Annotated in this window: 8 protein-coding genes; 3 read left to right on the top strand and 5 right to left on the bottom strand. The window is 40.4% G+C overall.

The window, feature by feature from the left end; genetic code table 11:
* Window positions 1–448 precede the first annotated feature (448 nt).
* Both AACW45_RS03095 and nifB read right to left on the bottom strand, forming a co-directional pair.
* A complete protein-coding gene (locus AACW45_RS03095) occupies window positions 449–766 on the bottom strand; it encodes a 4Fe-4S binding protein (RefSeq protein ID WP_190631278.1) in 318 nt (105 codons plus the stop codon).
* Window positions 767–864: 98 nt separating this feature from the next.
* A complete protein-coding gene (nifB, locus tag AACW45_RS03100; protein ID WP_190631060.1) occupies window positions 865–2313 on the bottom strand; it encodes a nitrogenase cofactor biosynthesis protein NifB in 1449 nt (482 codons plus the stop codon).
* 1049 nt (window positions 2314–3362) lie between these two features.
* Here nifB and AACW45_RS03105 point away from each other — a divergent pair.
* Together AACW45_RS03105 and AACW45_RS03110 are read left to right on the top strand one after the other, a co-directional pair.
* Complete coding sequence (locus AACW45_RS03105) at window positions 3363–4310, top strand: NAD(P)-dependent alcohol dehydrogenase (RefSeq protein WP_190631062.1); 948 nt, start codon at window positions 3363–3365, stop codon at window positions 4308–4310.
* Between the two features lie 336 nt (window positions 4311–4646).
* Window positions 4647–8429, top strand: a complete 3783-nt coding sequence (locus AACW45_RS03110; protein ID WP_190631064.1) for a two-partner secretion domain-containing protein — start codon at window positions 4647–4649, stop codon at window positions 8427–8429.
* A 200-nt stretch (window positions 8430–8629) separates the two neighbouring features.
* On the opposite strand, the gene AACW45_RS03115 is transcribed toward AACW45_RS03110, so the two are convergent.
* Both AACW45_RS03115 and AACW45_RS03120 read right to left on the bottom strand, forming a co-directional pair.
* On the bottom strand, window positions 8630–10363 hold the full coding sequence (locus AACW45_RS03115) for a ShlB/FhaC/HecB family hemolysin secretion/activation protein (protein WP_190631066.1): 1734 nt from the start codon (window positions 10361–10363) through the stop codon (window positions 8630–8632).
* A gap of 244 nt (window positions 10364–10607) precedes the next feature.
* Entirely contained in the window at window positions 10608–10970 is a 363-nt protein-coding gene (locus AACW45_RS03120; protein WP_190631068.1) for a hypothetical protein, read from the bottom strand.
* 284 nt (window positions 10971–11254) lie between these two features.
* On the opposite strand from AACW45_RS03120, the gene AACW45_RS03125 reads away from it, so the two are divergent.
* Window positions 11255–14020 carry a CHAT domain-containing protein gene (locus AACW45_RS03125; RefSeq protein WP_190631070.1) on the top strand — a complete coding sequence of 922 codons (2766 nt, stop codon included), beginning with the start codon at window positions 11255–11257 and terminating at the stop codon, window positions 14018–14020.
* A 354-nt stretch (window positions 14021–14374) separates the two neighbouring features.
* Here AACW45_RS03125 and AACW45_RS03130 read toward each other — a convergent pair whose 3' ends face one another.
* The gene (locus AACW45_RS03130) at window positions 14375–15115 is read right to left on the bottom strand and encodes a DUF928 domain-containing protein (protein ID WP_190631071.1); all 741 of its coding nucleotides are present in this window, start codon (window positions 15113–15115) and stop codon (window positions 14375–14377) included.
* Between the last annotated feature and the right edge of the window lie 21 nt (window positions 15116–15136).

Consider the following 15136-nt stretch of genomic DNA (forward strand, 5'->3'; position numbering starts at 1 on the left):
CACAAGATTGATTGTATGGAGAAAAAATCAATTTTACTTCTGTATATTCACTGAATGATCAGTTACCTAACTGACTTTTAACGAAATTATGGAAAGGGTGATTGGTTCGCGAGAACATATAGCTAATCAATTCTGTGAACTGAAGATGGTTTGCGATAGACTGTCCTCAATGCATAAATTTTTGTATCTTTATGACCTATAAGTTTTGTATAGGAATCATATTTGATTTCTGAAAAAACTACGAGATAATACGAAGAAGTATATCTGTCTAATACCAATTCAATATGAAGATGCATATAATCTAGCCTGCGTAGGCAGGCTTTGTAACTATAGCCCCAGGCTTCCAGCCTGAGGGCGTTAATGTGCAGCCTCACATAGAATTGGTATAACAGCGATAGGATATTTTTTATTTGGAAGTTCCCAAGCTGATGTCCTCAACGCATATTTATTAGTTGGATAGTGAAAGCTTCTGAGAATAACAGTTAAACCAACGTTCCCAATAATCTTCTTTATTAGTTAACTTCGCTAAAACTCGGTTGTAGGTGGCAAACCAACCTTCCCAATAATCTGTAGGTTGTTTAACGCAACCATCACAAGTAGGGCAACCAGCTTGACATTGAGGTACTGTATGAATACTACCGACGCAGTTTGTGCAAAGTTCGGGGTCAATCCAGCGATTACCATCAACTATTTTGATTGCACCAGTGGGACATACAGACAGACATAAATCACAGGAAATACATTGGCCAGTAATTTTGTAAGCCATGACTAAGCTCCTTTTGGGCATGGGGCATTGGGCATGGGGCATTGGGTATAATTTTCCTAGTCTCTAGTTTCTAGCCCCTAGTCCCTAGCCCCTAGTCCCTATTTATCTAAGCCTTCGACATATTGCTCGTAATATTCCAAAGCAACTTTCTCAATTACGTCGTAAGCTTCAACAGTCTGTATGCCAGCTTTGTGCAGTTCTTCTTTGGGACAGTTCCCAATTTTGGAGACTAAAACCGCTTTGCAATCTGCGATCGCTTTAATAATATTGTCTAGAGTGGCTTCTTCTCCAAATCCACCTTGGCAATAGTGGTCTATTTTGCGGTGACTGATAAAGCGTACTTCATTACCATCCACTTCGTAAACCTGGAATTCTTTGGCATGACCGAAGTGTTGGTTAACTAATCCACTACCTTTGGTTGCAACAGCAACGAGGATTTTGGGGTTGTTAGCAAATTTCTTGCCAGCTTGCGCCTTTTCTTTGGCTGCTTTTATTTCTTGTTTAAATTTCTCAATACCTTCGTGAACTTCTTGACGTTGTTCTAGGTTATATTCCGGAGCCATTTCTAGGAATTTATCTTTGGTAAATTCTTGGCTGCGGTCTTCTCCTAATAATCCTACAGCATCGGCTCGGCATTGACGACAGTGGCGCATCATTTTCATGTTACCAGCACACTGATCTTGAACCTCTTTGAGTTCTTTAGTACTGGGGCCGCGCTGACCGGTTAAACCGAAGTGTGTGCCGTGTTCTGGTGCAGAAATCAACGGCATGATGTTATGCAGGAATGCGCCGTTTTCACGAATGAATTTATTTACTTCTACCAAGTGCTGGTCGTTAATTCCGGGAATCATTACCGAGTTGACTTTACACAAGATATCGGCTTCTTTGAGGGCTTGTAATCCTTCCATCTGCTTTTCTAGCAGAATTCTCGCTCCCTCAACACCTTTATAACGCTTGCGCTTGTAGTGAACCCAAGAATAAATTTGTGCGCCGATTTCCGGGTCAATTGTGTTAAGGGTAATAGTAACGTGATCTATATTGAGTTGTTTAATGCGATCGACATATTCGGTCAGCATCAAACCATTGGTTGATAAGCACAGTTTAATATCTGGCGCTTTATCTGCAATTAGCTCAAAGGTACGGAAAGTTTTTTCTGGATTCGCCAACGGATCGCCAGGGCCAGCAATTCCCAAGACTGTCATTTGGGGAATCTTACCTGCAATCACCAATACTTTGTGGGCTGCTTCTTCTGGGGTGAGTAATTCGCTAACCACACCAGGGCGGCTTTCGTTAGCACAGTCATATTTGCGGTTGCAATAGTTGCATTGAATGTTACAGGCGGGTGCGACTGCAACGTGCATTCTTGCGTAGTGGTGGTGTGCGTCTTCGCTATAACAGGGATGCTTGGCAATGCGTTCCTTGAGCTTTTCGTCCATTTCTACGGTGGCGTTGCTTTTGCTGTCGCATCCGCAACCACCTGATTTGGCTTGGGTAGTGGTGGGTTCCTGATTGGAGGAGGTGAGGAGTCCTGTAGACGGTAGTGTCATTGAATTTCGCAAGGGTCGGTGGACTGGCTGCCACTGTGAGAGATGCCGTTGCTACTCTTTATGCCTAGGAATTGAAGTCGCGGCTTCTACTCGTTACTCGCAGGAACTTACTCTGTTGCGGGGTGATGCTGATGATAACATCAAATATTAGAGTAGGGCAGGCTTACAATCCTTGATTTTCGGCTGGTGTGTGTCAACGTTTGGGTCGTGGGTAGAATTTGTGCGTACTGAAAGCCGCGACTTCTATTCACAGAGGCATGGTGCTATCTCATCCCTCCACTCACTTTTCGCTTTTGTTTAGAAGCGTTAAGTGATTGGCGATATATGATTTATAGCAGCCATTTTGGCGATCGCTTGGCTGGTATCTAGGATAGAATTTATTGGATTTATTAAGCTTGTACTCAATTTTTGTAAGTCATATTTTGTAAGCATTTCCAGAATTCAAAAAATTTTTTTCGGGTATGGGTTCTAGTGTTTTCTCATTGGGGTACAAGTATTTCTGGAGTGGGGTACAGGATTTCTTTGTACTCAACCAAAATCCATAACCCACAAGGCTTACAGCTTAATTTTAGATTATCTTTAGACATAATCATCTGTACTCAAACACTTCCCCAACCTCACCCAAAGTTCGTAGTGATAGGGATTTGAGGGGGAAAAACTGGAGTAGTCTACGTCGTTCTACTCCAGATACGTGCGAAATTCAATTCTGTATCCAACATATCATTTTTTTTTGGGTAAAAATGTAATTCATATTGTTTTAAGATTTCATTAGAAATGATGTGCAATAAAGTTGTGAAAGCTTGCCATATAAGGCTTATAGAATGGTTTACCTATCTATATTAATGCATATAATTCTCAAAAACTTTACTTTTCTCTCGGAATTTTTCTTTTTCTAAAGAAGTCGAAACAGGTATATTTACTTGCTATTTAGTCATTTGTTAGAGACGCGATTAATCGCGTCTGTACAACGGTCAACGGTCAACGGTCAACCGTCAACAGCTATTAAACTGTATTTAGAGAGAAAAACAGGGTAGCAAGGAGGAATGGGGATGAAAGCTGTTGTTATCCGCCGATATGGCTCTGCTGAGGTGTTGCAATATGAGGATGTGGAACAACCGACGATTAAAGCTGACCAATTACTTGTGAAAATTCACGCTAGTAGCATTAATCCTGTTGATTGGAAAATCCGCAAGGGAATGTTGCGATTCCTCACAGGTAATAAATTCCCGATGATTTTGGGGTTTGATTTGGCGGGGGAAGTTGTAGAAGTTGGTTCTGCGGTTACAGGTTTTCAGCCTGGAGACGCTATTTATGGAAGTACGGCTGTACCTGGAGGCGCTTATGCAGAATTTGCGGCTGTTCCAGCAAATATCGTGGCTCCTAAACCGACGAATTTAAATTACGAACAAGCAGCTGTAGTTCCTTTAGCTGCACTCACAGCTTTGCAAGCGTTGCGCGACCAGGGTAATATTCAGTCAGGACAACGTGTTTTGATTAATGGTGCTGCTGGTGGTGTAGGCATTTTTGCCGTGCAAATTGCTAAGGCTTTAGATACTGTGGTGACGGGAGTTTGCAGTACAAAAAACTTGGATTTTGTAAAATCTTTGGGAGCAGATAGAGTAATTGATTATACACAACATGACTTTACCAAAGACACAGAACCCTATGATATTATTTTCGATGTTGTGGGTAAGCGATCGCCTTCTCAATGCAAACGAGTTCTCAAACCCAATGGAGTATACATCACCACCCTACCCAGCGTTGAAAGTTTTGTGCAGAGTATTTTAACAAGTTTCCTACCGGGTCAAAAGGTCAAGTTTATTTTAGAAAAACCCAATACTCAAGAGTTGCTGTATTTAAAAGAGTTGATTGAAGCGGGGAAAATGCGTGTTGTGATTCACCGCACATATCCTTTACAAGAATTAGCAGCAGCGCATACAGAAAGTGAAACAGAACGTGCTGTTGGCAAAATTGCGATCGCTGTCATTAGTCATTAGTCATTTGTCATTTGTCATTGTTAAGAAATCCAACAAAACTAGGGAAATGTTGGGTTTCGCAAAGCTTCAAGCCAACCTACAGTTTTTGGGAGCATCCCAAATGTGCAAAAACGCCCTCACCCTATAAGGGTGAGGCTAGAAATACGAAGCCTGCCTTCGCAGGCTATCAAACTTTTAGCAAAAGAAGGCAGGCTTTGTTGGTATAGCAATACCCTAGAAGGGTATTGCGTCAAAATTGGGATGCTCCCCAGTTTTTTTGAAATATTTAGCGGAATTATTGCTAAAACTGGCAATTTTATTAGATACTCAGATTGAAAAGATGAATAGCAGCCACCGATGACAAGAAACTACGGATTACACAAGTGTTTGCAGTTCGGATTGGCAGGGTTAATTGGCTGGTTAAGTATTAGTCTCTTGACAGCAAAAGCCCAGGCGCAACAAAGTAATATTGTCCCCGATAACACCCTTGGTACTGAAGCATCGCAAGTAATTAGTAACTTTGGCGGACAAGCAAGGGAAGTGATTACAGGTGGTGCTATTCGCCAAATTAATCTGTTTCACAGTTTTGGTGAATTTAATATCAGTGCGGGACGAGAAGCATATTTCTTCAGTCCTAATGCAGATATTCAAAATATCTTAACAAGGGTGACAGGTAATAACCCTTCAGAAATTTTGGGAAGGCTGGGTACATTTGGTAATTCTCAGCCAAATTTATATTTAATTAATCCTAATGGCATTGTGTTTGGAGAAAATGCCAGTTTAGATGTACAAGGTTCATTTATCGGTACGACTGCAAACGGAATCCAGTTTGCTAATCAGGGAAATTTTAGCGCCACCAATCCCCAAGCTGTACCATTGTTGACGGTGAATCCTTCGGCGTTGTTATTTAATCAAATTAATCAAGGTGAAATAATCAACCGTAGTCGTCAAATTTTCACACTGGGCAGTTTTTACTTAATAGGTGGAAATATTACATTTGATGGTGGTATTGCTGGTTCGTTAGGAAATCGTTTGGAATTGGGTGCAGTTGCAGGAACAGGAAATGTTGAGTTGATTAATAGCGGTAATCAAATGCAGTTAGCCTTTGCAGATGGCTTACCAAAAGCAGATATTTTCCTGCAAAATAACGCCTTGGCTTTGACAACTGGAGGGGGTGCAATTACGGTTAATGCTCGTAATATTACCCTTTTTGGGAATAGTTCTCTTGGTTCATTACTTCAACCTGGCGAAGGTCAACCGGGTGTTGCTGCGGGAGATGTAGTAGTTAATGCAACTGGCGATATCACGCTGGATAATCTTAGTAGTATTGCAAGTCAGGGTTCGTCAATTTCATCTTCTAGTGATGGTCAAGGCGATGCTGGAAATATTCAGCTTGAAACGCGATCGCTTACACTTACTAACGGTGGCAACATCGGTACGCAATCGGCAGGACTTGGTAATAGCGGAAATTTATTAGTTAATGCTTCAGATTCCGTTACTTTGAGCGGCACAACAACATTTATTAATCCACTAACTGGAGACACAAGTATCACAGGAAGCAGGCTAACAACCAGCGCTTTTGGTACTGGACAGAGTGGGCAATTAACTATTAATACGCAACGATTGAGCATTAATGATGGCGGCGATATAACCACTAGTACTGAGCTTGGTCGCGGAGGAGATTTGACCATAAATGCCAAAGATTCAATAGAAGTTATTGGTCGCTCACTCAATGCTGGTAGTACTATCTCTAGTGATACTCTTGGGTCTGGAGATGCTGGAAGTCTTAACATTAATACAGGTCGCTTAAGTATTCGTGATGGAGCAAGAGTCTCAGCTTTGACATCTGGTATAGGTAAAGCAGGAAATTTGACCATAGATGCCAAAGACTTAGTAGAAGTTGTGGGTAGTTCACCTAGCTCACCTAATAGTCTCAGTACTATATCTAGTATTACTTTTGGGTCTGGAAATGCAGGGAGTATGAGGATTAACGCAGGTAGTGTCAGCATTCGTGATGGAGCGCGAGTTAGTACTTCTACTTTTGGTAAAGGTAAGGGAGGAAATTTAACTGTTAATGCTGACCGTAGGGTGGAAGTGATTGGTACATCTGTTGATGGTCGTTTTTTTACTGGTTTGGCTGCTACTGCTGAAACAGGCTCAACTGCTGATGCTGGAGATTTGACAATTACTACCCCAGATTTACTTGTAAGAGATGGGGCACAAGTTAGTACTGGTACATTTGGTGCAGGTAAGGGAGGTAATTTAATTATTAATACCTCTAACAAGGTGCAACTAGTTGGTACTTCTGCTGACGGTCGTTTTCTTAGTGCTTTGGGTACTTCTGCTAACCAAGGCTCAACTGCTGATGCTGGAGATTTGATAATTACTACCCAAGATTTACTGGTGCGAGATGGAGGAACGGTTATTGCTGGAACATCTGGTGCAGGTAAGGGAGGTAATTTGACAGTTAATGCTAGCGGTAATGTAGAAGTAATTGGTGTATCTGCGAATAATCTTTTTAACAGCAGCTTGAATACATCCGCCAACCAAGGCTTCACAGGAGACGCTGGAAACTTAACGATTAACGCCCAAAATTTACTGATGCGCGATGGTGGCCAGGTAGGCGCTGTTACATCTGGTCAGGGTAAAGGCGGAAATTTAACTGTTAATGCTACTGGCAAAGTAGAATTAATTGGCACATCTCCAGATGGTAGTGTTCCCACTGTTTTATCCACTTCTGCTCTGGCTGGTTCAACTGGGGATGCGGGCGATTTGACAATTAATGCCCAAGATTTATTTGTCAAAGATGGGGCACAAATTGACGCTAGCACAAATAGTAGAGGCAAAGGGGGTAATTTAACTGTCAATACCTTAAATCAGGTAGAGCTAATTGGTACATCTGCAGATGGTCAAATTCTCAGTGGGTTGGGTGCTTCTGCTCAAGTTGGGTTAACTGGAGATGCGGGAAGTTTAACAATTAAAACCCAAAATTTACTTGTGCGGGATGGAGCAAGGGCATTCACTGGAACCTTTGGTACTGGTAGAGGAGGAAATTTGACAGTCAATGCTGCTAATAGTGTACAACTTATTGGTACATCTGCTACTGATAGTAATTTGGTCAGTGGCTTATCAGCTGCTTCCGCCCAAGGTTTCACTGGAGATGCGGGAAACATAATTGTTGATACCCAAAATTTACTGATACGAGATGGGGCACAGATATTTACTAGTACATTTGGTACTGGAAAAGCTGGAAATTTAACTGTTAATGCTTCAGGTCAAATTGAATTGATTGGTAGGTCTGCTGATGGTCGTTTTCCTAGTGGCTTGTTAGCTTCTGCTGAACCCAACTCAACAGGTAATGCAGGAGATATGAGGATTAACACTCCTCAATTACTAGTAAATAATGGTGCAGAAGTATTGGTCAATGCAAGAGGAACGGGAAATGCAGGAATTATGACCATTAATGCTGATACTATCCGCTTAGATAATAAAGCTGCTCTCAATGCTAATACACGCAGTCCCAATAAAGACCCCAACCGCGAACAAGCAACAATTAACCTCAACACGCAAAATTTAACCCTGCGTCAAGGTAGCAGCATTACTACTAATGCCACAGGTGAAAATGTCATTGGTGGTAATATTAATATAGATACAAAATTCTTAGTTGCGGTGGAAAATAGCCGCATCAGTGCTAATTCAGACAATTCTCGCGGTGGTCGAGTGATAGTTAATGCTGAAGGTGTATTTGTTGGTTCTCAACCTAGCGATGTTTCTCAATTTATTACAGCGACTTCTGGTGTTGGTTTATCGGGAACTGTTGATGTTAATTCCCCTGATAATAGTTCGATTCAAAATAGCCTGACGGAATTATCCCCTAACTTAATTGACACTAACGCCCTGATTGCGTCAAGTTGTATTGCTCGCGGTACTCAGCGACAAGAAAATTCGTTTATCATTACAGGTTCTGGTGCTTTACCTGCTAATCGTCCTGGGGTTTTGATTTCTAACTATACTACTGGTGAGGTAAGAAGTATCGCTACTACAGCGCGTCCTTGGAAAAAAGGCGATCCGATTATTGAAGCGCAAGGTTTTTATCGTTTAAATAATGGTAAGTTGTTATTAAGTCGAGAATGTTCTTGACTGTTGACTGTTGACTGTTGACTGTTGACTGTTGACTGTTGACTGTTGACTGTTGACTGTTATACGGGCGGGTTCACAAATATTCACACTGATCAACGATAATTCTCAATAAACCCGCCCCTACTGACTGTTGACTATTGACTATTGACTATTGACTATTGACTCTTGACTATTGACTATTGACTGTGGTTACTGAGCTATTACCATGAAATCGGTTGATAGCGCAGGGAAAAATTAAAGCCATTATCTTGTAAAGAAGTACCGCGATCGCTCTTTTCAATCAATGGTATACCATAGTCGGCACGTAATACTAAACCCCTAACAGGTTGCCAATTTATACCTAATCCTACACTAGCAATGGTTTGAGGATCGGGGTTGCTAGCGCGATTGTTCCAAACTGTGCCAATATCAAAAAATGGAATTAACTGTAGCGTTTCTACATTAGCTGCTAGGGGAATTCGGACTTCTATCCCTCCTGCTACGCCATTGTCAGCGACAAGTTGATTTTGACGATAACCGCGTACTGTATCTGCACCTCCAAGGCTAAGTTTTTCTAGGGAAAGTAGGGAATCGGGGGTGAGTTGGGCGTTAATTTTTGTCAGCATTAAGATGCGGGGTGATAAACGTTGTACCCATTGAAATTGTCCGATCCAGGCGAAAAAACGCCCATCTGTACCGCTATTATTAACTGTGGAATTAAATGCATCAATGCCAAAACTAAATTGCGATCGCGCGGCTAAAACACTGTGAGGATTACGTTGTAGCCAGTCTTGAGAAAAGCGGATAACTGTAACTCTGGATCTCCCGTCTTCCGGGCCTTCGGTAAAGGAAAAGGGAATATCATTAAGTATATAGGTTTGACTGCGGCGTAAATCTAAAGCTAAACCGAGAGCAAATTCGCTGTTAGGAGTGCGAATCAGGGGTTGACGGATATTCACAGCTAGGGTTTGTGCTTCACTACGAATATCTAAATCGCGAAATTCGCTGTCAATAATGCGGCTACCACTGTTACTGTAGCGGATACCCAAAGTCCCATCTAAAGCGTTAAAGGGAATGGCGTAACTAATATTGAAAGTATCTAAACCTTCCGTCAGCGCATATTCAGCATTGAATTGATCGCCAAACCCCAATAAATTATCATGGGCAATAAAAATACTACCTTGTTCGGAACCGACGCTAGGTGATTGGTTATTGCTAAAGCTAACCCCGGCGTGAAATGCTGGTGCTTCGGTGATTTTCACCTGTAAAATATTGCTAGCTGGGGAACTTCCGGCGGTTAACTCAGCATTGATTCGTTCAATGACGGGATCGATTTGTAATAATTGTAATGCTTGTTCTAATTTTTTTTGGTTTAAGGGCGTACCTGCAAATCTCGCAATTCGCGATCGCACATATCCTGGTTGTAATCTTTGCAACCCTGTAATCGCAATATCTTCGAGTTCCCCTTCTACTACTTGGATTTGCACGATACCGCTAGCTATATCTTGATTGTTGGGAATAAATGCGCCACTGGTGATATAGCCGTTATCAATATAGAGTTTAGTAATTTGCGATCGCAGTTGCAATAATTGCGCAAAGGTAATTTGTTGATTTTCTAAGGCTTGTTTTAATTCATTAATCTTTGTTTGTAATACAGTAGCGCCGATAATTCTAATTTCTTTAACCAAAAATTTTTCGTCACTGGGAAAAGTTGTGTTAGGTAAATTTTCTTGGGGTGGTGATGGAAGTATGGGTATATTCGGTTGGGGTGTTGGTAAGGCAGGGTTTGGTGTGGGGGATGGTAGGGGAATAGTTTCATCTACTTTCTCTGGTGTATTAGGGGGAATTGTGACGCCAGATGGTGGTGTAGATTGAGCAAATACAGCAATTGGAGTTATGCTGATGCAGGTAAATAAGATGAAAAAAAGCTTTTGCAATCGCCAGTAGACACCCATTATTTTATTTAATTAATTGATTTATATTTATAAAAATTGGATATAAAATTGACAGAAACAAGTTAATATGATATCTATAATTCTTTTACAGAAGAGATATAAAATTTCTCTTTAATTTTTGCTAGACAGTAAAAATTGTATTATGTTATGAGAGTCGATTTGATAAAAATTTAATAATATTATGAAAGTTTACTTGATGATTGCATAAAGATGCAAATCATCAAGTTTTAAGTTGGCGATACGATTATTTATGATCGCCTCTGTGACCATAGAAAGTTACTGTATATGTATCGCAAAGATTAGTCCGCCCAACATCATAACTACCATCGCTATAAATAGCTTTGATATCATAGACGCACTGATTGCTGTTATTGTTAAATGTCACGCTTTCATAGGTTCCACTGACAATATCGGAGTCTAGAATATTCCGTCCCCAATATTCAGATAGTTGTGAAGATACATATAATCTAGTAATTTCTAATTCGTTATTGTTGTAAACAATGAAATCGCGTCTATCTCCGGCGAGGGCAGTTTGGTTAGGGACGGGGAAGAATGGTAAAGTAAAAGTGGCAGCGATTAAGGTATTGCGCAGAAATTGAGACAACATAGTTAACCTCTCACTTGAATTTAGCTATAATTAAAAAAACATGCAGCAGTCATTGTTGATAAATTGACTTGTTTTGTGGCTGTAATTTATTAACCTTGACTTTAATACTCAGATTACGCGACAAAAATTGAAATTGCATTCACCATTTATGTATAGTTAGTTGCAGATTTCTGATGCTCAGATTGCAGTTTTCTGCAAAATTTGGTAAATTGCAGTTTTTATCGTTGATTTCTGGTAAATTAAATAACAAACATTAAAAAATGATACTCTCTGTCAGGTGCTATATGCAGATATTGCATAAGTTTTCTCAGTTATTTCCAGGGATAATTGATTTTTGCATCCAGCCGCAACTAAAATTACATCGACAGCGATTAAATAAAGGATTATTTTTATTATCTTTAGTTATTTGTTTACTTTGGGGACAACTAGTTGCAGCACAAACTCTCAATGTAAATTTATTGGTTGAACAAGGAATTAAAGCATATCATGGGGGGAATTTTACCAAAGCAATTGAAAGTTGGAAACAAGCAATTAATGAAGATAAAAACAATCCCGCAGTTACGGCGGTAATTCAGGAAAATTTAGGGCGAGCTTACCAACAAATAGGAGAAAATGCGGCGGCGATCGCATCCTTCACAGCTGCAATTCAAGACTATGGTAGAGTAGAAAATATACAGCAAGTCGGGCGAATGAAATCGGAACTTGCTCAAGTTTACAATAATTTGGGACAGCCTCGCAAAGCGATCGCGCTGTTATGTGGCAATCTAATAGAGAAATTACCAAGCTACGAAAAACCCAAAAATCAGGAAATTAGCTGTATTCCTGAAAGTGCTAGCCAAATTGCTAGTAAATATAATGATAAAATTGCGCAGGTAGCAGCTTTGGGGATTCTTGGTGAAGCATATCGTCTGACGGGAAATTATGAGCAAGCAATTAAATATTTACAAGCCGGACAAAAAATTGCTCCTGAAGATTTTTTAATTTTAAATAGTTTGGGTAATGTTTATAATAGTCGCGCTCAATTGCGAGATTTACAAGCCGATTCTGCTAAGAAAGCCGGAATTATTAGCAAAGAAAAAGAATTAGCACAGCAATCTATTAGCGATTATCATCAAGCCAAAGAATATTTTCAAGCAAGTGTAAAAAATGCCCGCGATCGCCAACAAGTTATTGGGGAAATAAGGGGATTATTAAATTTAATTCAGTTGGGTTCCCAAAGCCATCAAAATAAAGTCTTGCAAGATGATGAATTTAATCAAAATGTCACAGCAGCTTTGCAAGTTTTAAAAACTGTACCGGATTCGAGTACTAAAGTTTATGGCGGAATTGAACTCGCTTATTTACAGCGCGATAGTCAAGGAACTACTCTTTTTACTGCTTGTCCTCAGCGCTTTTTAGCCGATGAAATTGTGGTAGATTTATTGAAAAAATCTGTATTAGCGAGCGAAAATTTACAAGATAATCGCCTAATTTCCTATGCTAACGGTGCTTTAGGACATTATTGGGAATGTAAAACACCAGATAAAACCAAACTAAAGACAGCCTTAAAATATACTCAAGCAGCAATCATCGCCGCAGATAATAAATTAAACGCTAAAGATAGCTTATATTTGTGGGAGTGGCAAGCTGGGAGAATTTTCGATAAACTAGATAATTCAGAAGCAGCGATCGCGGCTTATCAACGGGCATTTGATATTCTAGAAGATATCCGCGAGGATTTGTTAACAGCCGAACGGGATGTACAATTTGATTTTCGTGATGTGGTTCGTCCTTTATATCAGAAATTAGCACAATCGCGGCTAGAATTACTAGGCGTTGGGGCAATAGCAGACGAAAAGCGCGCCAATGAATTATCCGCAGTAGTGAAAACTGTTGATGCTTTAAAATTAGCTGAATTACAAAATTATTTTGGTAATGATTGCATTTTAAGCGGGTTAAATCCTCAACAAGTAGGAGAACTGTTACAGGAAAATAGTGCAGCTTTTAAAAATACAGCATTTTTAAGTTCGATAATTTTAGAAGATAAAACCGGCATATTATTACAATTACCCGATCGTCCAACCAAATTTAACTGGATTCAAGACCCCAATCAACCAGGTACGGATAAAATAGTTAGCAGTGCTACTCTACAACAAAAAATTGCTGAGTTTCGTCAAGGACTATTAAGAAAAGAAGATATTAATTACGATCCAACAATTGCCGCACAGCTTTATGATTGGATAATTCACCCCTTTGCGGCGGATTTGAAACTAAATAAAGTGACAACTTTGGTATTTATTCAGGATGGATTTTTGCGCAGCGTACCAATGGCTGCACTTTATGACAGAGAAAACAAACAATATTTAGTCCAAACCTATGCAGTAGCTACAACTCCCAGTTTACGACTAACAACGCCCAAGTTACGCGATCGCAGTCTCCAAAAAGCATTAATTTTGGGTGTCACCGAAACAGCAACAATAGAAGGTAAAACCTTTGCGAAACTAACTGCTGTAAACGATGAAATCAGCACCATACAAAATATCTTTCCGCAAAGCCAACCTTTAGTTAATGAAAATTTTGTCCCGGAAAAGTTTCAACAAACACTCAAAAAAAGCACATATCCAATTGTTCACATCGCCAGTCACGCGCAATTTGGTATCATTCCCGAAGATACCTTTATAGTCACAGGTAACAACAAAAAACTGACCATTAGTCAATTAGAAACTGCTCTGCGCAACCTCAACAGTAAACCCGATAGCGTCGAACTTTTGGCATTAACCGCCTGTCAAACCGCAGTTGGCGACGACCGAGCTACACTAGGATTAGCAGGAGTAGCCTTACAAGTAGGGGTAAAAAGTGCGATCGCTTCTTTATGGAATGTCAACGATCAATCCACATCAGAACTAGTGAAAGCATTTTACACCAACTACCGCAATGCTGGTATGACTATTGCCCAAGCATTACAAACAGCCCAAATCAGAATGATTGATGCAAAAAAACAGGGTTTAAATCCCCTATATGAGCATCCGGCTTATTGGGCTGCTACAATTGCGATCGGTAATTGGCTTTAAAGTTGCCTTGTTATATCTAAAACACCCAATGTAGGGGTTTAGTACTGCTAAACCCTCCTAAGCGCGAATCTATCACTTTCACAATAAATATATTATGGAGGGCATGGCAATGCCATGCCCCTACAGGCATTGTATTCGGGAGCATCCCAAATGTGCAAAAACGCCCTCACCCTATAAGGGTGGGGCTAGAAATACGAAGCCTGCCTACCCTTCGGGAACGTCTTCGACGAACGCAGGCTAAAAGTTTGATAGCCTGCGAAGGCAGGCTTTGTTGGTATAGCAATACCCTTCTAGGGTATTGCGTCAAAATTGGGATGCTCCCTTGTATTCTTTGTTTAAATAGGTATAACTATTTTATCTTGAGCGATCGCTCGCAATTTTTTGCAGATTTTCGATGCGTTGTTGAATATTTTCTTTGTTTGCTTCGTTACCTGTCAGCATTTCCGACTCTGCCAAATCTTTGACTAAACTTGCGCCTATTGTGCCTAAGTTACCATGATTATTCGCTTTGATTGCTTCTTCCATTGCTTCATACCATAGTTCGCGTTCAGCATAATAATTGACGCTTTCGGGAATGCTAGTAAATTGTTTTTTGGTAAATTCTGGCGGATTGACAACGGTAAATTCTGCATGGCTAATTATGGTGTCATTGTCGCAGTCAATAGCGATTTGCCATAAATAGGTTTTACCTATTGTGAGTTCAGGATAATCAAGGGGAAGTTTGAGTTTGTTAATTCCTACAGTAGCGGGTATTTCTTTAACTGTGCCAATGATTTTGGGGTTGTCTTTTGACTCAACTTCAAACAGCCGAAAACGCACATTTTGATTGCTAGACATATACCAAGCTAACATGGGGCGCGTAGCTGTAGTTTTGCCAATAAATGTTTGCGGCGCAAGTTGTGTTAGGGGAATTCCGCTATTAGAACTAGAACAACCACGGGAACCACCCGCACTAGTATATCCGCTAGCTGGTTTGCGATCGCGCGGTTTAAACTGAGCAAATGCTGGTAATGTAGTCATGATAAAAATCCAGCCTACAACCAAGCTGGTAAGTCTGTAGCTATTTCGCCAAAACGCAAAATATTGATGACTCATAGTAAATGCTCTTGATTTTAT

The organism is Calothrix sp. FACHB-168, assembly GCF_963889195.1.
In the GTDB taxonomy this organism is placed as follows: domain Bacteria; phylum Cyanobacteriota; class Cyanobacteriia; order Cyanobacteriales; family Nostocaceae; genus Aulosira; species Aulosira anomala_A.

Excerpts from the sequence above, each read along its gene's own strand:
- AACW45_RS03095 (WP_190631278.1), bottom strand. The coding sequence starts at position 766 with ATGGCTTACAAAATTACTGGCCAATGTATTTCCTGTGATTTATGTCTG.
- nifB (WP_190631060.1), bottom strand. The coding sequence starts at position 2,313 with ATGACACTACCGTCTACAGGACTCCTCACCTCCTCCAATCAGGAACCC.
- AACW45_RS03105 (WP_190631062.1), top strand. The coding sequence starts at position 3,363 with ATGAAAGCTGTTGTTATCCGCCGATATGGCTCTGCTGAGGTGTTGCAA.
- AACW45_RS03110 (WP_190631064.1), top strand. The coding sequence starts at position 4,647 with ATGACAAGAAACTACGGATTACACAAGTGTTTGCAGTTCGGATTGGCA.
- AACW45_RS03115 (WP_190631066.1), bottom strand. The coding sequence starts at position 10,363 with ATGGGTGTCTACTGGCGATTGCAAAAGCTTTTTTTCATCTTATTTACC.
- AACW45_RS03120 (WP_190631068.1), bottom strand. The coding sequence starts at position 10,970 with ATGTTGTCTCAATTTCTGCGCAATACCTTAATCGCTGCCACTTTTACT.
- AACW45_RS03125 (WP_190631070.1), top strand. The coding sequence starts at position 11,255 with ATGCAGATATTGCATAAGTTTTCTCAGTTATTTCCAGGGATAATTGAT.
- AACW45_RS03130 (WP_190631071.1), bottom strand. The coding sequence starts at position 15,115 with ATGAGTCATCAATATTTTGCGTTTTGGCGAAATAGCTACAGACTTACC.